Source organism: Brevibacillus sp. NSP2.1, assembly GCF_000470975.2.
GTDB lineage: Bacteria > Bacillota > Bacilli > Brevibacillales > Brevibacillaceae > Brevibacillus > Brevibacillus agri.
In genome coordinates, this window is record NZ_CP048274.1 from 4,445,008 (window position 1) to 4,466,076 (window position 21,069).

Sequence of the window (21,069 nt, forward strand, 5' to 3'; positions counted from 1 at the left end):
TCAGTCCGAAAGGCTGATCCATTTTCCGGTATGTCCGTCGACGAAGCCCGGCTCATGGACGAAACGGTACAGAAGCAACGCTTTTGGTTCCTTGGCCTCATCGTCATATTGATTTGACTGGAAGTAGAAAAGTTCAAGCGATTTTTTCACCGTCTGCTCCGTTTTTTTCGCTGTGGCCACATCCACTCTCTGCGCGTTGTTGTCATCAATCACAGGCGGGAGAGGATGTTCTCCCCGAAAATGACTTTCTGCGGTGTCCGGATTGACCCTTACTTCAAATGTAGCGTAGTCAACCAGAGTCCCTTTATGCAACCAGCTAAATTTGAAACTGTAATCTTTCCAATCAGCCGATCTCGGTATAATCTCCGGTTCCAGATAGACATGATCTAGTTGATCTTTGAGTGTGGTTTGTAAAAAATGAATTGCCGCAGCCTTCGCCTGCTCCAGAGTAAACGTTCCTTTTATCCCGTTTCCCTCTTTCGGAGCAGCTACAAGCGGCAAATCTTTCAGGCTCTTGATCGGTTGCTTCGGCTTTGCCAAGGTTCCATACTTGTCCACCATCACACCTGAGATCGCATCGACGAATTGGGGGTCGCCCCGCAAATAATCATAGACTAACATATATTTTTGCTTGTATTTCCCTTGCAAGTTATCAGGCGTTTCCCTATAGTACAAGGTCGGCTCCGCATTTTGCTCCAGAAGTTCCCGCGCTGCCTTTTCTGCCATGATCTTGCTTGCGTCGGGCACCTCTCCCTCATACCAGTGCCGCACGAAGTGGAGAAGCTTTCCGTCTCCTCCCAAAACTACGTCAATCGAATTGTTTTTGAAAGGAATGCTGTTTTCAACACGTTTAAATTTAATTCCATATCTTGGCGAACCGTATCTCGTATATGTACATTCCTCTGGCTCCATCAGCTTTGCCCGCTCCTCTGAGGGAACGAATTTTGCAAGAAACTGCAACGCTCTCTCACGGGCCATTTGCTTTTGAATCGGGGGAGCAGTGCCAGCGGGTTTAGTGTCATTGTCGTAACGATCGTAGCTCAACAGGCGGCTTGAGACAGGATGAATTTTATACGAAATGAACGAACCGTCTGGGTGATGCCAGGCGAGAAACCATGCTCCGTACGGTGTCTTGTCCTCTTCGTACGGTTCGAAGTATAATCCGTAAGAATATTGGTAGCCTGCGGGGATATCCATCCATTTCTTCGCCGCTTCTACAGCCTGTTGTTCTGAAAGAAGCTTTGCGGATTTTTGCTCAACTGCGTGTACCTGTTGACTCACACCTGCGAAACTGCCCACTGCAAATACGGATAAAAGCGTGAGAATCGACATTCGTTTCCAAAATCTTTTTCTGCCAGTATGCCTCATAATTATCTTCTCCTACTCCTGTTTATCGCTCGTCCCGGTACATCTCATGGGAGCTTGAATGAAAATTGGATGCGCCGATAGCTTCATATACTAAATTTTACCATAAAAGAGCATTTCAGGATGCAGTCATCTTTTTCACAAAAAAATAACCCAAGCCCATATGCTGAACAGGCTCAGGTTGTTTCCGTTCATGTTTCTTCTTGTCTTTCCAGCCATCCCGCGACAACCGCCTCTGCCTCCCGGTCCCTCCGCTCGATCTCCCCGCTTCGGGTCCAGTGCAAAAAGCGGTCGTCCAACAGCTCTGCCAAAATGGCGCGTTTGTTTGCCGGGCGAAGCTCATCCAGCGCGAGTACGCGGCGGCGCATTTTGCCCAAGAAGAGCGTGTAGTCCTCGTACTCCGGCCCGATCCACGCTTCCAGTTGGCTGCGCATTTTTTTCGCCAGGCCCGGGTTGTTTCCTCCGGTGGAGATGGCAACGGTCAGGTCGCCGCGCTCGACTACGGACGGAACCGTAAACGAGCACAGGTCGGGACGGTCTGCCACGTTGATCCACTGCTGCGGCCCGCACGCCTCGTAGACGGCCAGGTTGACAGCCGGATCGCTGGTCGCCGCGATGACGAGCACGGCGTCCGCGACGTCATCGGGGACGAACGGGCGCAGCCGGAGCGTCAGCTTGCCAGCTTGCTCCCATTCGCGGATCAACGCTGTGCAGGAGGGACTCACGACGCTGACGGCTGCCCCAGCGGCAAGCAGACTGGCGATTTTCCGCTCCGCGACTTGCCCGCCGCCGACGACTGCGCAGCGTTTGTTTTCCAGGTTGACCATCATGGCATACGGCCGCATCCGGCATCCCTCCTCCCAAAATGTTTCAGGCAAACAAGCGGATGGCTCCTCCGACCGCCTCATCCGCTTGCCCGCCTCGCCTGTCCTGGCTTACCCGGGAATCCCCTCGTTCAGACCGAGCGAAGCCTCGAACCAGTTAATCTTTTCCCGCATTTTCACGACGTCTCCGACGAGAATGATCGCCGGATTGGTGATATGGCTATTTTCTGCCAAGCGCTCCTCGATATCCGCCAACGTGCCTGTGACGACAGCCTGCTTTGGCAGCGTCCCCCAGGAGATGACGGCGACGGGCGTCTTCGGATCGCGGCCGTGCTTCATCAACTGCGTGCGGATGAGCGGCAGGTTGGCAACGCCCATGTAAAAGGCCACCGTGTCGATTCCGCCTGCCAGCGCCCGCCATTTTTCCACAGCCAGCTCCGGTTTGTCCTCGCGCAAATGCCCCGTCACCACGGCAAACGACGAGCCGTGATCGCGGTGCGTCACCGGGATGCCCGCGTACGCCGAAGCGGCGATTCCTGCCGTCACGCCCGGCACGATTTCAAACGCGACGCCGCGTGCAGCGAGATGCTCCGCTTCCTCTCCCGCGCGGCCAAAGACGCACGGATCGCCGCCTTTCAGCCGCACGACGACTTTGCCTGCCAGCGCTTTTTCCGCCAGCACCTCATTGATCGACTCCTGCCGCATCGTGTGATGATCGGGCAGCTTGCCGCAGTAGATGCGCTCCGCTGTCTCGGGCGCATGGGCGAGCAAAGCCGGATTCGCGAGGCGGTCGTAGACGACTACGTCTGCCTTTTGCAGACATTCCAGACCTTTGACGGTAATCAGCTTCGGGTCACCGGGGCCTGCGCCGACGAGATACACTTTGCCTGCGCCGCTCATCGGTCGCTGACCCCCGCCGATGCGAATGTCGCCATCTCCCGAACCATTCGCGACGACGCCTCGACGATCGAAAACGCAACGGCCGCTCCGCTGCCTTCGCCAAGTCGCAGGTTTAAGTCGAGCAGCGGCTGTTTGCCGAGTACGTTCAGCACAAAAGCGTGCCCCGGCTCCTGGGAGCGATGCCCGGCAATCAGGTAGTCTGCGACCGCAGGCGCAAGCCGCACGGCCAGCAGTGCCGCCACGGTGGCGATAAAGCCGTCCAAGAGCACCGGAACGCGCCTCGAAGCCGCGCCGATCATCGCGCCTGCCATCGCGCCGATCTCCAACCCGCCTACTTTTGCCAGGACGTCCAGCGGTTCGTTGGCATCCGGGCGATGCAGGGCGAGCGCCTCGCGCACGACCGCTTTTTTGCGCTGCCAGCCCGCGTCGTCCAGTCCTGTGCCGCGGCCGACGATCTCGTCCGGGTCCGCCCCGGTCAAGGCAGACAGGATTGCGCTGCTCGCCGTCGTGTTGCCGATTCCTACTTCTCCGACGATCAGCACCTTGGCGCCTTCGTCGATAATCTGCTCTGCCAGCTCGATGCCGACCGCGAGCGTGCGCTGCGCTTCGTCAGCGGACATGGCGGCTTCCTTCAGCATGTTGCCCGAGCCTGCCCTGATTCTTCTGTTGATGACGCCTGGCGCCTCGACCTCTACTGCCACGCCGACATCGACGAACTTTTGCATCGCGCCGATTTGCCGCGCGAAAACGTTGATGCCCGCGCCGCCGTTCACCAGATTCAAGAGCATTTGCGCCGTCACCTCTTGCGGGTAGGCCGACACTCCTTCTGCGGCCACCCCGTGATCGGCGGCAAAAACGAGTACGCCCGGCGGCGTGACGACCGGAAACGTCTCGCCCGTCATCGCGGCCAGCTCGACGGCCAGCTCCTCCAGACGTCCCAGACTGCCCAGCGGCTTTGTCAGTTGATCCACATGCTGTCTCGTTTGCTCACTCGCTTCCTGGTTTCGCGGCGCAATCGCCGGAAATCGCTTTTCCAAGCCTGCCATCATCTACGCACCTCTTTTTCCTGATAAGCCTTCATCTGTTCTTCAATCGCATCCAACCGCACATGACGGCGTACCGTATCCGCCAAGAGATCGTAGCCCTGCTCGCGAAGCGCCACGAAAGATGGGCGCTCTGTGATCGGCGCAAGCCCTTTTTTCGCGCGAATCGCGTTCAGCAAGAGCGTGCGGAAGCGGTCGTTGTGGAACAGTCCGTGAAAATACGTCCCGATCAGCCGGCGTTCCTCGTGACAGTAGCCTTCTGCCCGATCTCCCATCTGAATAAAAGGACATTCGCTCTTGGCATAAACGGATTGGCCCATGTGAATCTCGTAGCCTTCGAGCGTAAGCTGTTCTCCGGCGAATGTGGCTTCCCCGCGGGACAGCACCGTCGTTTTCTTCTGCTCCATCGTCGTCACCATCGGAATCAGGCCCAGCCCGTCAAGCTGTTGCAGCGGCGACTCCACACAAGCCGGGTCCAGAATCGACTCGCCGAGCATCTGATAGCCGCCGCACAGGCCGACCACGTACGACTTGCCTCGCAGATGCAGCTTTTTCACCGCCTCGGCCAGTCCCGTCTCGCGCAAAAATTGCAAGTCTTCCAACGTATTTTTGCTGCCGGGCAGCACGATCAGGTCCGGCTCGCCCAACTCTTCCAGCCGGGTCACAAAGCGCAGACGGCAGTCCGGCTCCACAAAAAACGGGTCGACATCCGTAAAATTCGAGATGCGCGGGTAGCGCAAGACGGCAATATCCAGCTCGCGCGGCGTCTCCCGCTTGCCCTGGTAACGGTGCAAAATGAGCGAATCCTCCGCGTCGATCCACAAGTCGGGAATAAACGGCACCACGCCAAGCACAGGCTTGCCTGTGTACTGCTCGAACCAGTCCAGACCTGGCTGCAACAGCGTCAGATCGCCGCGAAAACGATTGATGATGACGCCAATCACCCGGTCGCGGTCCTTGGGTTCAAGCAGTTGCAGCGTGCCGACGAGGCTGGCAAACACGCCGCCGCGCTCAATGTCCGCCACCAAAATGACCGGAGCGTTCGTCAGGCGGGCAACCCGCATGTTGACCAGCTCGCGGTCGTTCAGGTTGATCTCCGCCGGACTGCCTGCTCCTTCGATGACGATGCGCTCGTAAGCGGCAGCGAGCCGCTGGTACGCCTCCCGGATAATCCGCAGTCCTTCTTCGTAAAAATCCGTCCGATACGCCATCGCCTTCATGTTGGCGTACGGCTCGCCGTTCACCACGATCTGCGACTCCGAATCCCGCGTCGGCTTGATGAGGATCGGATTCATGTCGGTCGTGGCGAGAATGCCCGCCGCCTCCGCCTGAACGCCCTGTGCCCGCCCGATTTCTTTTCCGTCCAGCGTCACATAGGAATTCAGCGCCATGTTTTGCGACTTGAACGGCGCCGTTTTGTAGCCGTCCTGGGCAAAAATGCGGCAGAGCGCTGTCGCGATCGCGCTTTTTCCGGCATCGGAGCTGGTTCCCTGAATCATCAGCGGGAGCGCTTTAGGCACGGGAGGCCACCTCCGCGCACAAACCGAGCCAGCGCTTCACCAGCGCCGGGTTGGAGCCGAAATGCAAATGCGTGTACCCCGCGACGAGATTGTCCCTGGCAAAGCCCTCCGGCTTGGTGCCGCGCAGCCCTTTTGTCTCGTAGGCCGCAGGGAGCTGCTCGTCGGTGGCATAGGTCGAATAGTGGAACTCGTGGCCTTTTGCCTGTTCCTCTGGACCGATCAGGAAGTTGCCCTCCTTGCCGCGCACCTCGCGATAGCCGAGCGCCGCCCATTTTTTTTGCATCGTCACCTTGCCGGGGATGAGTCCGACCATCGGATAGCTCTCCCCGTCTGTCGTCACAATCGCCTCGGTCAAAAACATGAATCCGCCGCACTCGGCCAAGGTCGGCAAGCCTTTTTTGACCGCCTGGCGGAACGATTCCTTCACCGCCTCGTTTTGCGACAGCTCGGCGGCAAACTCCTCCGGGAAGCCTCCCCCGATGTACAAGCCGTCCGCTGCTTCCGGTACGCCCTCCCCCGCAAGCGGCGAGAAAAAGGCCAGCTTCGCGCCGTACGCCTGCAGCAGCTCCAGATTTTCCGGATAGTAAAAGTGGAACGCCGGGTCTTTCGCTACTGCAATCGTGACGTCGAAAGCCGCCTCGCGCGGTGCGAACAGCTTAGGTTCCACTTGCAGCGGCTCGGCTTTGGCCAGCTCCCAGACTAGTTCCAGGTCTACCGTCTCCCCGATCAGGTCAGCCAGCTTGGCAAACAGAGGTGCCAGCTCGCCGCGTTCCACAGACGGCACAAGCCCCAGATGGCGCTCGGGAATTTCCAGCTCGTTTTCCCGCTTCAGGTAGCCAACGACCGGAATCCCGCACTCCTGCTCAATCGCGGCCTTGACGATTTTGTGGTGGCCTTCGCTGCCGACCTTGTTCGCGATCACGCCGACGATTTTCGCCTGCGGATTGAGCAACTGGAAGCCTTTTACAATCGCAGCCGCACTGCGCGCCATGCTCTGGCAGTTGACGACGAGCAATACAGGCGATCCGGTCAAAATGCTGATTTCGGCCGTGCTGCCCTTGTCGCTGGTCGCTTCCTTGCCGTCGTACATGCCCATGACGCCTTCGATGATCGAAATATCCGCGCCTTCGCTGCCGCGGACAAAAATCTCCTTCACGACGTCGTGCTCCAGCATGAAGCTGTCCAGATTGCGCGACGCTCTGCCCGTCACCGCGGTATGGTAGGTCGGGTCGATGTAGTCAGGACCGCACTTGAAGCCTTGCACCATATATCCTTTGCGGATCAGGGCAGCCATCAGCCCGATGGTTACCGTCGTTTTCCCCGCTCCGCTGCCTGTTCCGGCGATTACGATCCGGCGGCTGTCCATCATGCGCGCTCCTCCTTATGATAGGGCATCAGGGCGACCGAAATGGTGACGTTGCCCGACTTTTTCTTGGTCAGCACCAGTTCGTCGACGCCCGCGTACAGCTTGGCCGCAGGCTCGCTCACCCCGTACGCTCCCGTAAACTTGAACACCGTCTCGGACGGCTCGCTGATTTCCACCTGGTTCAGCTCCTGTGGTGAGTACCAGACGAACGGCCAGCCGTATTTCTCGCATACGGCGAGCAACCCGGCCTCGTCTTTTTTCAGCTCAATTGTGGCCAGCGCCTTGACGCTCTTGAGCGAAAATTGCAGTTCGTCCAGCGTCTCGCGGATGACCGCCTCGATCTCCTCCGCAGACGTTCCCCGGTTGCAGCCCATCCCCAACACGATCACCTTGGGGCGATACAGGACGCCGTTGTCCAAAATCGTCTGTTCCTCCGGCGCAAGCAGGCGGTGAGTTACGACGAGGGCCGCGTGCGGCTTGGCAGCCTGTGCTTCGGCGATGCTCGCATACTCCTTGATCGACGGCGGCATCGGCGTGTCGTGCATCCACCAGTCGCGTTCGCCGGATTCGTTGACGACCGCTACGTGTTCCTCGTTGACGACCGAGGCGCTCACAGGCGTCAGCTTGTCGGCAGAATCCCACTCCCAGCCAAAACGGCGGCCGAACAAATCGACCGGAATCGTCTTCTGCACGTCGGACGCGGTCGTGATGATCGGGCGGGCGCCCATGACCGCCGCCACTTCGCGGGCCAGCTCATTGGCCCCGCCCAGATGGCCGGACAGCACGCTGATGACGTTCTCCCCCCGGTCGTCGACGACAACGACGCCCGGGTCTTTCTTTTTGTCTTCGAGCAGCGGCGCGATCATGCGCACGACCGCCCCGAGCGAAATGATGACAATCAGCCCTTTGTACACAGGCCACAGCGCCGGAAACAGCATCCGCACGCTGTTGGAAAAAAGCTGGATGCCGCGCGCTTCCTCATCCCCGCGCGCGAACTTGCTCATGTAGTACAGGTCTGTCCCGGGAAATTTTTGCGCCAGATCGCGGGCCATCTCGACCCCGTGCTTCGTGATGGCGACAATCGCGTAATCGCCCTGCTGACGGATGACAGGAATTTCTCCTTCGACCAGTTCGATTATCATTCTTTCACACCTTTTCTGTACCCGTGCGTGAAGGTTTTATCGTACAGCCTGGAACGGTATTGCTCGCTTTTTTCGTGAATGTCCGGGTCCAAAGCCCAGCCGGCCAAAATCATCGCGTGCTTGCGAATGCCGTTTTTGCCCATGTCTTCGTCCAGGTTTTTCAAGGTCGTGCGCACGATCAACTGATCCGGCCAGCTCGCGCGCTGCACGACAGCGACGGGCGTATCCTCGCTCCAGCCCGCCTCGATCAGCTCCCGCACCACTTTTTTCGTCAAAGTCGCGCTGAGGTACAGCGCCAGCGTACAATGATGCTCCGCGAGCGCGCGCAGCTTTTCCCTGTCGGGCACAGGCGTGCGTCCTTCCGCGCGGGTGAGGATCAGCGTCTGGGTCAGCTCGGGAATCGTCAGCTCCGCACCGACCGCCGCTGCCGCCGCAAACACAGAGCTTACGCCCGGCACGATTTCCACCTCGATGCCTTCTGCCTTCAACAGCGCGATCTGCTCCATGATCGCCCCGTACACAGACGGATCGCCCGTATGCAGGCGCACGACCGTTTTGCCTTTGCGAATCCGGTCCACCATCAGCGCCACCATTTCTTCCAAGGCCATGCCGGAGCTGTGCAGCACCTCAGCGTCAGGGTTGCCGAGCGCCACCAGCTCTTCGTTGACGAGCGAGTCGGTGTACAAAATCACGTCTGCCTTTTGCAAAAGCTTCAAGCCTTTTACGGTAATCAAGTCAGGGTCGCCGGGACCCGCTCCCACTATGTACAGTTTCATCCCTTTTTCACCACCATCAGCGTAAGATAGCCAAGCTCTGCCCGCTCCAGCTCGCGCATGTCCGTCCAGACCATCTCTTCGGAGGAGGTGACCTTTGTCGCGACGGCGGCTTTGTCTGCGAGTCCCATTTCTTTCAGCAAACTGATAATCATCGGCAGCACTTTCGCTACTTTCAAAAACACGACGGTATCGTGGTTCTCAAGCGCTTTGCGCATCGCTTCCCGGTCTTCTGTCGCCGGAATAATTCCGATCTGCTCGTCGCCGTCCGCAAGCGGCAGGTTGAAGCGCGAAGCTGCTCCGAGAAACGAGGATACGCCCGGCACGGTCACCACAGGCACTTCCGGGTGCGCGTCGTGCATCACCCGCATCATGTGGATAAACGTGCTGTAAAACATCGGATCGCCTTCCGTCACGAACGCGACGTCTTTTCCCGCAGACAGACGCTCCCAGACGATTTCCACCGTTTTGTTCCACTCGCGCTCCAAAATTTCCTTGTCCCGCGTCATCGGGAACACCAGTCCGAGCATTTCTTTTTCTGACTGCTGCACGTACAGCTCGGCGATTTGGTGCGCGTAGCTTTTGCTGCCCATCCGCTTTTTCGGGTACGCGATCACCGGAGATTGCTGCAACAGGCGGAATGCCTTGACCGTAATCAGCTCCGGGTCGCCTGGACCTACGCCCAGCCCGTACAATGTTCCGATCTTGCTCACTTGCTGTCTCCCCCTTGTTCCTCTGTCTGTTTGGCCCAGGCCGTGATGATGTAGATCGGATTCAACGCCTCAAACCGCGTCAGAGACAAAATCGGCTTGCTGCGCGACAACTGCGCCAATGTCACCGATGTTTCAAAGCCTTCGTCTGCAAAAGCTTGCGTCGCTTCGTACAGCGTCTCGATTGTCGCGGCGTTGACCACGATTCGGCCGCCCGGACGCAGACGCGTGCAGCAAATATGCAAAAGCTCGCGCAATTCCCCGCCGCTGCCGCCGATGAACACGGCATCCGGATCCGGGAACTCGTCCAGTCCTTGCGGCGCGCGCGCATGCACAACGGTCAAATCCGTGCGAAACTTCGCCATGTTCTGGCGGCAGTTTTCCAAATCGTCCGCGTTTTTCTCCACGCCGTACACTTCGCCTTCCCGCGCGATCCGCGCCGCCTCGATGGCGACAGAGCCTGTGCACGTGCCGATGTCCCAGACGATGCTTTTTATGTGCAGTTGCAGTTGGGCGATGCTTACAATACGCACTTCTTTTTTCGTAATCAATCCTTTGTCCGGCTTGCGCTGGGAAAACTCTTCGTCTGCGATTCCAAACGGCCAGACCGGGCTTGGACGGCGTTTTTTCAAAATCACGACATTCAGATCGGAAAAGACGCCATCTGCCATTTCCTCCAGCGTGTACCAGCCCGTCCGCTCATCGGCGTTACCCAGGTTCTCGGCCACGAACGCATCGTATTCGGTCATCTGAAACGACAGCAAATAACGGGCGATAGCCGCTGGCGAATTTTCCCGGTCGGTGAGCAGCGCGACCTTTTCCTTCCCGTCGATGCGCTGCGCCAGTCCCTTGATGCTGCGGCCGTGCACGCTGACGAGCGCCGCATCTTGCCACGCCTCGCCCATTTTGGCGAAAGCGAGCTGAATGGAGCTTAGGTGCGGGTAAATTTCCACGTTCAGCTTTTTCGCCAGCAAGCTGCCGATCCCGTAAAAGAGCGGATCGCCCGAAGCGAGAATGACCGTCTTGCGCGTCTCGGAGCGCAGCTCCTCCACCATCGCGGACAAGCCGCCTTTCAGCACCCGTTTTTCCCCTTTGTACGCCGGAAAAAAGCCCAGATGCCGCTCTCCGCCGACCAGAAGCTCGCTCTCTTCAATCCAGGTCCGGTACAACGGCAGCAGGCTTTGCTGTCCGTCATCCCCGATCCCGATCACTTTCATCGCTTGTGTCATTGATCGTCACCCTTCCCAACAGGGACCCTTTCATAGTAATGATGATGGTTTCTACCTCCATACCGCCGCCCACTTCCTTCAGTGCTGCCCGGCAACAGTTCGCGCACATGATCTCGAAAAAGGCAGGCGTATCTGCCATCAGATCGCCAACCTGCGAGGCCGTGTTCGCGGTGAGTATCTCGCGGGTCCGCTCCTGCGGCGCGCCCGCCTCTTCTGCCATCTGGGCGAGAAAGCCGAAGTCGACAGGGGCGCTTTTCGAGTGGACCATCATGACGCCCTGCGCCACTTTGGAAAACTTGCCCATCATTCCAACCAAGGTCACCTTGCGCATGTTTCGGTTCTTGCATTGCTTGAGCGCAAAACCGACAAAGTCTCCCATTTCCACGAACGCTTCCTCGGACAGCTCCGGGTAGGTGGCAATCCCGAACGATTCGCTCTTGCCGCCCGTGGACAGGACGATGTGGTCGCAGCCCGCCTCCTTGGCGACGTTGATCGCTTGCGCCACGCTCGCTTTGTAGGCAGAAGTGGAAAACGGCACCACGATTCCGCGCGTCCCCAAAATAGAGATGCCGCCGAGTATGCCGAGTCGTCCATTCAATGTTTTTTTGGCGATTTCCTCGCCCGCTGGCACAGAGATCACGATTTTGATTCCGCGCTTTGTCCCGTACTCATCGAGCACCGCCTGCGCGGTTTCCCGAATCATTTTGCGCGGGACGGGGTTAATCGCCGCTTCTCCGATCGGAACAGGCAGCCCTGGCTTGGTCACCCGACCGACACCAACGCCGCCGTCCAGTATAATGCCAGGCTCATCGGACCATTCCACGGTGGAGAGAATCAGCGCACCGTGGGTCGCATCCGGGTCGTCGCCGCCGTCCTTGATCGTGCCCGCCGTCGCTTTTTCCGGCGAAAATTCGCAGCTCTCCATCCGAAACGTCACGTCCTCGCCTATCGGCAGGCGGATGGTCGCCTCTGACTGCGGCTCCTGGGTAATCAGCGCGATCAAAGCAGCCTTGGTCGTCGCCGTTGCGCATGCTCCCGTTGTATAGCCGTGGCGGAGGGGTTTTGCCTCTTTTTCGTCCGACGCTGCTTTGGCTGCCATCTCTTTTATCCCAACCGTTCCGCCATGATGGAAATGGCATTCAATGCAGCTACTGTCACAGGGCTTCCGCCTTTGCGCCCGATGTTCGTAATGAACGGAATATCGAGCTTCGCCAGCTCTTCCTTGGACTCTGCCGCAGAGACGAAGCCGACTGGCATCCCGATCACAAGACCTGGCTTCGCTTCGCCTTCCTTGACCATGCGGATCAGCTCCAGGAGCGCTGTCGGCGCGTTGCCGATGCAGAAAATGCCGCCGTCTGCTTCCTTCACCGCTTTGCGCATGGAAATGATCGCGCGCGTCGTGTTGAGGCGTTTCGCTTCTTCCATGACGTCGCGGTCGGAGATGTACACCTTCACTTGGCCGCCGAACTTCTCGATCCGGTTTTTGCTGATGCCGACCTGAACCATTTGCACGTCCGCGACGACGATTTTGCCGCTGCGGATCGCCTGAATACCGGATTGGACAGCATCCGGGTGGAAGACGAGACTGCGTCCGAGGTCAAAGTCTGCGGAAGCGTGGATGACGCGCTGCACGACAGGAAATTGTTCGGCGGTAAAAGGATGCTCGCCCAGCTCATCGGTAATGATCTGAAAGCTCATGTCCTCGATCTCTTGCGGTTGTACAGTCAAAGGCTTGAATTCCGTCTTGAAATCCATGGTTGGTTTCCTCCAGTCAGTTGTTTGGGGTAGGTGCTCATTGCATGCACACGGCCTGGCGCTTATAGAACGACCGCTTTGAGCTGGTTCAGCACGCTTTCGTAATCGGAAAACTTGGTCCCGTAGTCGATTTTCGGCCGGCCGATGACGATGGTTTCGATGCCCATTTCCAGCGCCGCTTCCACCTTTTCGTCAAAAGCGCCGACCTTGCCGCTCTCCTTCGTAATCATCAGCGTCACGCCGTAGTGGGCGTAGAGCGCTTTGTTCAGCTCCTTGGAAAAAGGCCCTTGCATCGCGACGATGTTTTTTTGCTCCACGCCGAGCTCCTCGCATTTTTGCATGTTGTCGAGGCGCGGCAGCATCCGGGCGACCAAAGTCGTATCCGGCAGGCCCAAGAGGCGATCCGTGAACGTTTTCAGCGTCTTGCTGCCTGTCGTCAGCATGATGACCCCGCGCTTTTCAGCGGCAAGCTCAGCCGCCTGCACGTAATCCTCGACGACGATCAGCTTTTCGCTGCCTGGCGCAGCGAGGCTTTCCCGCTCGTAGCGGATGTACGGCACACCTGCGCCCTGCGCGCCAGCCATGGCGTTTTTCGAGGCTTCCTCGGCAAAAGGGTGGCTTGCGTCTACCACGCACCGCACGCCTTTTTCCCGGATCAACTGCTGGATGTCGTCCGCGCTCAAGCGTCCGACCTGGACAGGCACGCCTGCCTCTTCCATGCTTTTCGCAGCGTTGTCCGTTACGACCGTCGTCAGCAGGTCGTAGCCGTTTTCCTTGATTAACAGGGCCAATTCGCGGGCGTCGCTCGTTCCAGCCAGTACCAGAATCATGCTGTGTCTCCTCCTACTTCGATACGTGGTCGTGTTTATGCTCATGCTTGTGGTCATGGTCGTGGTCATGGTGATGGTCGTGACCATGGTGGTGGTCGTGGTCATGATCGTGATGATGACCATGGTGGTGATGATGGTGATGGTGACCATGACCGTGCTCGTCGTCATGATGGTGGTGGTGATGGTCGATGTGCTCCATCGCTGCCAGCCTGTACTGACAGGTGTCGCAGTTCAGCTTCACTTCCCCGTGCAGCGCTTCCTCGATCCGGTCCTTCATCACTTCTTTTAACAGCGGGTGGAAGCCGAAATACTCAGCCATCTCAAACTGGGCTTCCGGGTATTGCTGGCGGAACTTTTCCAGTTGATCGCTCATCCGCTTAATCAGCACGCCGGTAAACAGGAAGTACGGCAAGAGCACGATCCGCTTCGCGCCGAGCTTCAGGCAGCGCTCCACGCCCTCGTCGTAGAGCGGATAGGTCACGCCCATGAAAGCCGTCTCTACCCAGCGCGCCTTGTAGCGCTCCCAGAACAGGCGGGACATTTTGTAAATATCGCTGTTGGCGTCCGCGTCGCTGCTGCCGCGCCCGATCACGAGCACTGCCAGGTCGTCGTGGTCTTCGCCGGAGGCAAAGCCCGCTTCCGCCATCCGTGTAGACAGGATGTTGATGACTTCCTCGTGAATGCCGATCGGACGGCCGTAGATGAACTGCACGTGCGGATGCAGCTCCTTCGCCTCGTCGATTGCCGCCGGAATGTGGATTTTCGCGTGTCCCGCAGAGAACAGGATGATCGGAATGACCGCCACCCGCGTAGCGCCGCGAGCGACGCACGTATTCAAGCCTTGCAGCATGTCTGGGCGCGCAAACTCCAGAAAGCACGTCTCGATGATCGGCACATCCAGCTCTGGCGCAAGCGAAGCGACAAACTGCCGGATTTCTTCGTTGCCTTCCGGGTCCTTGCTCCCGTGTCCTACAAATAATACCGCGTCCATTTCGTTTCCCCCTCGTATTTGTTCGAACAACCGATCAATCTCCGCAAGCGGCGTTCTCGATTTCCGCCTTGGCCGGTTCGTACCAGGCGTAGCCTTCCAGTTCGCCTACCCGTTGGAAAAACTTGTGGAAGCGTTCATTCGGAAATGCCTCTTTTTTGAATCGATTCACGATTCGCTCGACAATCGGCACGATATCCTCCTTGTCGATGCCTTCCGCGACCGGAATGCCGGAGTGCGCATTGCGCCCGACTGTTTTCGCGCCCAGGAACAGGTCGAACTTGCCTTTGCGGAACACGATTCCGATATCTTCCTGAACCGCTCCGTAGCAGGCCATTCCGCAGCCGTTGAAGCCGATTTTCAGCTCCTTCGGCATTTCTTTTCCGCCCAGTCTTCGGTGCAGCTCCTCCGCATACGGAATGCTGTCTTTTTTCTCGCCGTCGCAAAAATCGCACGCTTTTACCTGCAACACGTCTCCGATCGGACTGAGGATCAGCCCAAGCTCGCGCAGTCGGCCTGTAATGCTGTCAGGGTCGGCAGTCGGCACGCGCAAAATCATCTGGTGGTGCGGCGTGTATTCGATCTCGCCCTTTTCACCCGCCACCTCGGCAATGGCCATCATTTGCTGCGGCGTAATTTTTTTGTTGGCGACGCCTGGACTGACCGCAAATTCGAAAATCATTTCCGGCTGAAACGCCGAGGCTGGACGCACGTTGCTTGCTGTGGCAGGCGTCGTTTCGATGCCTTTGGCTGCATGGATCGCATTCAGCGCCTGCATCGCCCATTCGAATGGCGGACGCTCTGCTTCGGGCTTTGCTGTCTCCACCTTTTGCTCGACTGGCGGCGCTTCCAGAACAGCCGTACTGGTCGCCGTGCCGGAAAACGCCGCTTCCGGCGCCGTTGGCTTCGCAGCTTCCCCAGCCAGCACAGGGCGCTCGCTCGCAGGCTCCGCTGGCTTGGCCGCAGAGGCGTTGACGCTTTCGCCGCTTGCTTCGAGCGACCACGGTTCGTTTTCCACGCGCAGGCGCTGGTGCGGCTTCAGCGGCTGCTCATCCGCAGACAGAGTGTACTTGCGCTGATAGCCGCGCGGCGTAATCATTTTGCCATCGTAGACAAACGTCGAAGAGTTCCCGATAATGACCGTCGTCAGCATGCCGATGTCGTGCTCGAGCATTTGCGCAAGCGTCGTCACGACAACCGTCTCGCGCTCGCGGTAGGCACTCTTCACAATACCGACAGGGGTATCTGGCGAGCGGTATTGCAGCAGGATGCGCTGCGCCTCGACGATCTGCCGCGTCCGCCTGCCGCTGCGCGGGTTGTACAGCGCAATGACAAAGTCGGCCATCCCGGCTGCGTCAATCCGTTTGGCAATCAGCTCCCACGGCGTCAAGTGGTCGCTTAAGCTGATCGTGCAGGCGTCGTGCATAATCGGAGCACCGAGGATCGCGCCACAGGAGTTGATCGCCGAGATGCCCGGCACGATTTCGATCGGAACGCCTGTCGCTTCTGTCCAGCCTTTTTCCACCAGCACCTCGTAGACCAGTCCCGCCATCCCGTAGACCCCGGAGTCGCCGCTGGAGATGACCGCTACTTTTTTGCCTTCTTCCTCCGCCTGACGCACCGCCTCGCGCGCACGCGTCACTTCCTCCGTCATCCCGGTGCTGACGATCTCCTGGTTGGTCAAAAGTCCGCGGATCAAATCCACGTAAGTCGAATAGCCGATAATGACGTCCGACTCTTGCAGTGCCTCCCGCGCCCGCTTGGTGATATGCTCAAAACTTCCTGGGCCAAACCCGATCACAAACAACTTGCCGCTCATACGGCCCCTCCCCTTTCCATTGCCTGCGTGTCGCAGGCAGCCGTTATCTCGTTCGTTCTCATTTCTTCCGTTGTCTTACGCTTCGTTTCAAGTGCCGCCCTATATAAAAGCAATGGCAGCCGCAATCGCCAGGCACACGAGCAGGCACAGCAAGGAGGTGAGATACATCAGCCGAATCGTCGCCATAATATCCGCCGCAGCCAACGGCCGATGCGCATCCCCGAGCCGCGCCCGGTTGGAAGGCACTCCCTGGTAGTAGTTGAGCCCGCCAAGTTGCACGCCCAGCGCGCCAGCCACTCCCGCTTCCGGCAGCCCGCTGTTCGGGCTCGGGTGCAGATGCGCGTCCCGGCGAATCATCGCCCAGCACTGTCGCCAATCCAGCCGCTGCAGCCCGCTTGCGATTACCAACAGCAATGCCGTCAGCCGGGCGGGTATGTAGTTCATCGCGTCGTCGAAGCGGGCGGACGCCCAGCCGAGATTTTTGTACATTTCGTTTTTGTAGCCGACCATCGAGTCCAGCGTGTTGGCTGCCCGGTACGCCATCGCTAGCGGCGCGCCGCCAATCGCGGCATAGATCAGCGGGGAAACGATCGCATCGACGATGTTTTCCGCCACCGTCTCCACGGCCCCCCGGCAAATCTCCGGTTCGTCCAGTTGATCCGTATCGCGGCCGACCACCATCGACAGAGAGCGCCTCGCCGCTGCCATGTCCCCGGCGAGCAGGTGGCGGGCGATCTCCAGTCCCGCGTCCGCGAGTCCTTTTGTGGCAATCGTCGTGGAGATGAGCCACGCGCTCAACACCCACGAGAGCAGCGGATGAATGAACGCCGCTCCCCATAACAGCAGCCAGACGACCGCGTAGCTGCCTGTGACGATCAACAGCGGGAACAGGACGCCAGCCAGCTTCAGTTGCGATTCCTGCTTGACTGCCGCGCGAATGACCCGTTCCAGCCGCGTAATCCACCAGCCGATCATGACCACCGGATGCGGCAGGCTGCGCGGGTCGCCGACCACCCGGTCAATCACGTATGCCGCGCACAATATCCATACTTCTGTCATGTTGTCCCTCTCTTTAAGCCTTCCAGCCGTAGTCTTCGCCAGCGTCGCCCGTCCCATTGCGCCAGCAGGGCCTCTCCGTGCCCTACGCCATCTACGTGCCAATATCGCTTAGGGTCGTTTTCCAGCCAAACCGCCTGAAACCAGCGAATCACTCCCCCGTGCGCGACGCAAACCGTAGTCTCGTCCGCAGCCGCTTGCCGCTGCTCCAAAAGCTTGCGCAGCCAGCCGTCCACCCGGTGCCCCAGTTCCTGCAAGCTCTCGCCATTCGGCGGACTGCAGCGATACGGGTCGTCGTACCAGCGGACAGCCCGCTCGGCATCCGAGCGCATCAGCTCCTCGTAGGTCAAAAGCTCCCAGTCGCCAAACGACAGCTCGCGCAAAGCCGGGACGGAAATGATCGGCAGCCCCCACTCGTCTGCCAGCGGCCGGGCCGTTTGCGTGCAGCGGAGCAAATCGCTTGCGTACAGCGCGACAGGCCGTTTTAGTTGCTGCGACAATTGCCGCGCCAGCTCGCGCGCCTGCTGCTCCCCCTTTTCGTTCAAAGGAATGTCGCTATGCCCGAGATATTTGCGCTCCCGATTGCTGTCTGTCTCCCCGTGCCGTATCCAGATCAACTTCATGTCCACCAGCTCCCGACCAGTACGAGCAGCATGACCGCCTCGCCGCTCTCGATAGCTGCTCCGTAGCAGTCTCCGTTCAGGCCGCCGAGCTTGCGGGCGACCGAGCGGGAAAACAACAGCACGAACAAAAGCGAGACGACCATTGCCGCGACGACCTGCAAACCTCCGGCGAACCAGCCAGCCGCGGCGAGAACGATGTATCCGGCGGCGATGGCGACAGGCGACAGCCCTGCACTGATGCCTTTGCCGATCCCTTTTTCCTGCGATAAATACGGCCACAGCCGAATCGACAGCAGCACATGTGTCCGCGCTATGGCAGGAACGAATACGAGGCGCACACCCCAGCCAGGATGCGCAAGCTCCGCGACGGCCCCTGCCTTGAGTAAAAGTAGCAAGATCGCGGCTAAAACCCCCATCGCGCCCACGCGGCTATCTTTCATGATCGCGAGCACTTGCTCTTTTGGCCGGCTGCTTCCCAGTCCGTCCGCCAAATCCATCCAGCCGTCCAGATGCAGTCCGCCTGTGATGTACACCCAGACAGCGAGCGTCAGCACGGCGGACAGCCACGGGCTAAAGAGCACAAGCCCCGTCTGGTGGACTCCCCATAGCAAAATACCTATGACCAGCCCGACTGCCGGATACCAGTTGACGCTTTTTTTCCACGCCTCGTCGGACGGGCGCAGCCACGGAACCGGAATCCGGGTGAAAAACGCAATCGCGTGCCAAAATGCATTCATCCTTTGATCCTCCACGGGATTCCGGCCATGACCGCGTAGACCGTCTCTGCCTGACGCGCAGCCCGCTGGTTGACGTCGCCCAGCGCGTCTGCGAACCAGCGGCCGAGCCGATTCATGGCGACACCGCCCAGCCCGACCTCGCTCGTGACCGCAATCACTTTTTGCGGGGAGCGCTGGACAAGCCCAAGCCACGCCTCTGCCTCCGCAAGCAGCGCCTCTGTGTGCGCCTCGCTTCGCCACTCTGCTTCCTCGACGCTCATCAGCCGATTGCTCACCCACGTCGACAGGCAATCGATCAGCACGACGTCGTAAGGTGTGCTAGCAGGCTCGTAGTCGCACAGCCGCTCGCCGACCTCCACGCTGCCCCACTGCTTCGGCCGCCGCTCCTTGTGCCGCTCGATCCGCTGCCGCATTTCCTCGTCCCACGCCTGACCCGTCGCCACGTACAGGACGCGCTCTCCGGCCTGTTGCGCCAGTTCTTCCGCAAAGCGGCTTTTTCCCGAGCGCACGCCGCCTGTCACCAGCACAAGACTCATCGCTCCCCGCTCCCTTCGCTGTGTACCTCGCGCAAGGCCGCGATCAAGCGCGCATTGTCTTCTGGCCCGCGAACGGCGATGCGCACGTCATGCGCCGTCAATCCGGGATACATGGCGCAACTGCGAATCAGCACGCCTTTTTTGCCGAGCCGCTCTTGCAGTTGTGCGGCTGGCAAGCCCTCCGGCGAGCGAAGCAGCAAAAAGTTCGCCTCCCCCGGCCAGACCTTCCAGCCCAGCTCCCCGCGAATAAACGCGACCAGGCCAGCGCGCTCCCTGGCGACCAGGCTGCGTGTCCGCCGCTCGTACTCATGCTCTTGCAAGCACAGCTCCCCCGCCAAAAGCGCAAGCGCATTCACGCTCCAGCTCACCTGCTTCGCGCGCATTTTCGCAATCGCGTCAGGCTGGGCGATCGCGTATCCGAGACGCAAGCCGGGGATCGCGTACATTTTCGTCATCGACCGCAGCAAAATGACGCGGGGAAAGCGCTCCAGCCGACTTGCCAGCGTAAACTGGCGGCTTTCTTCCACAAAATCGAGAAACGCCTCGTCCACGACCAGCCACGTATCGGTCTGGGCCGTCCAGTCCGCCATCTGCAACAGCTCCTGTGGCTCATACAAGATGCCAGTCGGATTGTTCGGCGAGCCGACAAACACCAGATCAGCCTGTTCGAACAGACGGTACAGCTCGGCGCTGTCGGCCTTGTAGCCGTTCTCTTCTTTTCCGTAGCAGCCGATGACGGTTGCGCCAAACTGCTCGGAAAGCTCTGCATATTCCGAAAAGCAAGGATAAATCACGCCGACTGTTTGCGGCTGCAGCCCGAGAATCGCGAGCGCCATCGCTTCTGCCGCTCCGTTCGCAGGCAAAAGCCATTCCTTTGGCAACTGCAACCGCTGCGCCAACGCCCGGCGAAACTGGCGATGCCCAGGGTCCGGGTAACGCAGCACGGCAGACAGCGAGGCCAAAAGCATCTCGCGCACGCTGTCCGGCATGCCCAGCGGGTTAATATTGGCACTGAAATCAAGGAATTGGCCCGGCTCCATCCCAAAGCGGTCCGCTGCCGTCAGCAAATCTCCGCCGTGGCCGTACGCTTCCAATACGTTCATCAAAACTCTACCCCCAGCACCGCTGGTATTCCTTCATCGTAGTAATGCTTGATCGGCTTCATCTCTGTCACGAGATCGGCCATGTCGATGATTTCCTGCTTGGCGCTCCGCCCCGTCACGACCAGATGCACATGGCTCGGCCTGTTTTGAATCGCTTCCAAAACGTCCGCGAGCGGCAGCACGTCCACAATCGGAAAACGGTCGATCGCCAGCGCATTGTTCAGCTCGTCGAGAATGACGACGTCGTACTCGCCCGAAGCGAGCTTTTCCCGGGCGAACGCCCACGCTTCCTGCAGCGCCGCGCGATGCTCCTCCGGCGTCTTCGTCCAGGTGAAGCCTACGCCTTTTTGCACGATTTCGATGCCCAGCTTGTCGAAGATGATTTTCTCTCCGTACGTGCGCTCCGGCGACTTGATGAACTGGATCATGATGACCTTTTTGCCTCGTCCAGTCGCGCGCACAGCCAGCCCCACCGCGGCTGTTGTCTTTCCTTTGCCGTCTCCGGTGTAGACCAAAAACAGGCCCCGCTTGTTGCTCAAGTACGCTCACCCCCAAAATAAACTGTAGGCCCCGTTGCCCATCCCTAATAATTTTCGGAGGCACAGCGCTCCAAAAATGCAGTTTAGGCTCCGTTGCCTATTTCAAATGTTTTCCATAGCCTCGTTATTTACCTGACTGAAAAAGTGAAGAGTTTGCCGATTTGCTTCCTGTTTCGCTTTCCGCGTACAAAAAAACGCCTTGTTTCCCCAA

General features: G+C 59.1%; 21 protein-coding genes. All 21 read right to left on the minus strand.

The window, feature by feature from the left end; genetic code table 11:
• The 21 genes from M655_RS21515 to cobO all read right to left on the minus strand — a co-directional run bounded on the left by M655_RS21515 (position 1) and on the right by cobO (position 20,858).
• The gene (locus M655_RS21515; RefSeq protein ID WP_005832021.1) at positions 1-1,368 is read right to left on the minus strand and encodes a YcdB/YcdC domain-containing protein; all 1,368 of its coding nucleotides are present in this window, start codon (positions 1,366-1,368) and stop codon (positions 1-3) included.
• A 188-nt stretch (positions 1,369-1,556) separates the two neighbouring features.
• Positions 1,557-2,210 (minus strand): precorrin-2 dehydrogenase/sirohydrochlorin ferrochelatase family protein, encoded by a 654-nt coding sequence (locus tag M655_RS21520; protein WP_007785799.1) that lies wholly within the window; start codon positions 2,208-2,210, stop codon positions 1,557-1,559.
• 90 nt (positions 2,211-2,300) lie between these two features.
• Complete coding sequence (gene cobA / locus M655_RS21525; RefSeq protein ID WP_025847490.1) at positions 2,301-3,089, minus strand: uroporphyrinogen-III C-methyltransferase; 789 nt, start codon at positions 3,087-3,089, stop codon at positions 2,301-2,303.
• On the minus strand, positions 3,086-4,138 hold the full coding sequence (cobT, locus tag M655_RS21530) for a nicotinate-nucleotide--dimethylbenzimidazole phosphoribosyltransferase (protein ID WP_007785801.1): 1,053 nt from the start codon (positions 4,136-4,138) through the stop codon (positions 3,086-3,088). Before cobT ends, cobA begins: the two co-directional genes overlap by 4 nt.
• Positions 4,135-5,652, minus strand: a complete 1,518-nt coding sequence (locus M655_RS21535; RefSeq protein ID WP_026557938.1) for a cobyric acid synthase — start codon at positions 5,650-5,652, stop codon at positions 4,135-4,137. The genes cobT and M655_RS21535 overlap by 4 nt, the downstream gene beginning before the upstream one ends.
• The gene (locus tag M655_RS21540; RefSeq protein WP_026557939.1) at positions 5,645-7,021 is read right to left on the minus strand and encodes a cobyrinic acid a,c-diamide synthase CobB; all 1,377 of its coding nucleotides are present in this window, start codon (positions 7,019-7,021) and stop codon (positions 5,645-5,647) included. Before M655_RS21540 ends, M655_RS21535 begins: the two co-directional genes overlap by 8 nt.
• The gene (locus M655_RS21545; RefSeq protein WP_026557940.1) at positions 7,018-8,160 is read right to left on the minus strand and encodes a cobalt-precorrin 5A hydrolase; all 1,143 of its coding nucleotides are present in this window, start codon (positions 8,158-8,160) and stop codon (positions 7,018-7,020) included. Before M655_RS21545 ends, M655_RS21540 begins: the two co-directional genes overlap by 4 nt.
• The gene (cobM, locus tag M655_RS21550; RefSeq protein WP_026557941.1) at positions 8,157-8,936 is read right to left on the minus strand and encodes a precorrin-4 C(11)-methyltransferase; all 780 of its coding nucleotides are present in this window, start codon (positions 8,934-8,936) and stop codon (positions 8,157-8,159) included. Before cobM ends, M655_RS21545 begins: the two co-directional genes overlap by 4 nt.
• Entirely contained in the window at positions 8,933-9,646 is a 714-nt protein-coding gene (gene cobI, locus M655_RS21555) for a precorrin-2 C(20)-methyltransferase (RefSeq protein ID WP_026557942.1), read from the minus strand. Before cobI ends, cobM begins: the two co-directional genes overlap by 4 nt.
• Positions 9,643-10,872: a bifunctional cobalt-precorrin-7 (C(5))-methyltransferase/cobalt-precorrin-6B (C(15))-methyltransferase gene (locus tag M655_RS21560; protein WP_026557943.1), complete on the minus strand. Its 1,230-nt coding sequence runs from the start codon at positions 10,870-10,872 to the stop codon at positions 9,643-9,645. Before M655_RS21560 ends, cobI begins: the two co-directional genes overlap by 4 nt.
• A complete protein-coding gene (locus M655_RS21565) occupies positions 10,835-11,971 on the minus strand; it encodes a cobalt-precorrin-5B (C(1))-methyltransferase (RefSeq protein WP_007785812.1) in 1,137 nt (378 codons plus the stop codon). The genes M655_RS21560 and M655_RS21565 overlap by 38 nt, the downstream gene beginning before the upstream one ends.
• A 5-nt stretch (positions 11,972-11,976) precedes the next feature.
• Positions 11,977-12,627: a precorrin-8X methylmutase gene (locus M655_RS21570; protein ID WP_025847506.1), complete on the minus strand. Its 651-nt coding sequence runs from the start codon at positions 12,625-12,627 to the stop codon at positions 11,977-11,979.
• 62 nt (positions 12,628-12,689) lie between these two features.
• Complete coding sequence (gene cobK, locus M655_RS21575; RefSeq protein ID WP_005832000.1) at positions 12,690-13,457, minus strand: precorrin-6A reductase; 768 nt, start codon at positions 13,455-13,457, stop codon at positions 12,690-12,692.
• A 13-nt stretch (positions 13,458-13,470) separates the two neighbouring features.
• Entirely contained in the window at positions 13,471-14,448 is a 978-nt protein-coding gene (locus M655_RS21580) for a sirohydrochlorin chelatase (protein WP_026557944.1), read from the minus strand.
• Between the two features lie 34 nt (positions 14,449-14,482).
• Positions 14,483-16,264, minus strand: a complete 1,782-nt coding sequence (gene cobJ, locus M655_RS21585) for a precorrin-3B C(17)-methyltransferase (protein ID WP_007785819.1) — start codon at positions 16,262-16,264, stop codon at positions 14,483-14,485.
• A gap of 99 nt (positions 16,265-16,363) precedes the next feature.
• Entirely contained in the window at positions 16,364-17,323 is a 960-nt protein-coding gene (cbiB, locus tag M655_RS21590) for an adenosylcobinamide-phosphate synthase CbiB (protein ID WP_026557945.1), read from the minus strand.
• Positions 17,320-17,943, minus strand: a complete 624-nt coding sequence (locus M655_RS21595) for a histidine phosphatase family protein (protein ID WP_005831994.1) — start codon at positions 17,941-17,943, stop codon at positions 17,320-17,322. Before M655_RS21595 ends, cbiB begins: the two co-directional genes overlap by 4 nt.
• Positions 17,940-18,680 (minus strand): adenosylcobinamide-GDP ribazoletransferase, encoded by a 741-nt coding sequence (gene cobS, locus M655_RS21600; protein ID WP_005831991.1) that lies wholly within the window; start codon positions 18,678-18,680, stop codon positions 17,940-17,942. The genes M655_RS21595 and cobS overlap by 4 nt, the downstream gene beginning before the upstream one ends.
• The gene (cobU, locus tag M655_RS21605; protein WP_025847518.1) at positions 18,677-19,216 is read right to left on the minus strand and encodes a bifunctional adenosylcobinamide kinase/adenosylcobinamide-phosphate guanylyltransferase; all 540 of its coding nucleotides are present in this window, start codon (positions 19,214-19,216) and stop codon (positions 18,677-18,679) included. The genes cobS and cobU overlap by 4 nt, the downstream gene beginning before the upstream one ends.
• Entirely contained in the window at positions 19,213-20,319 is a 1,107-nt protein-coding gene (gene cobD / locus M655_RS21610) for a threonine-phosphate decarboxylase CobD (RefSeq protein ID WP_007785829.1), read from the minus strand. The genes cobU and cobD overlap by 4 nt, the downstream gene beginning before the upstream one ends.
• Entirely contained in the window at positions 20,319-20,858 is a 540-nt protein-coding gene (gene cobO, locus M655_RS21615) for a cob(I)yrinic acid a,c-diamide adenosyltransferase (RefSeq protein ID WP_026557946.1), read from the minus strand. The genes cobD and cobO overlap by 1 nt, the downstream gene beginning before the upstream one ends.
• Positions 20,859-21,069: the final 211 nt, after the last annotated feature.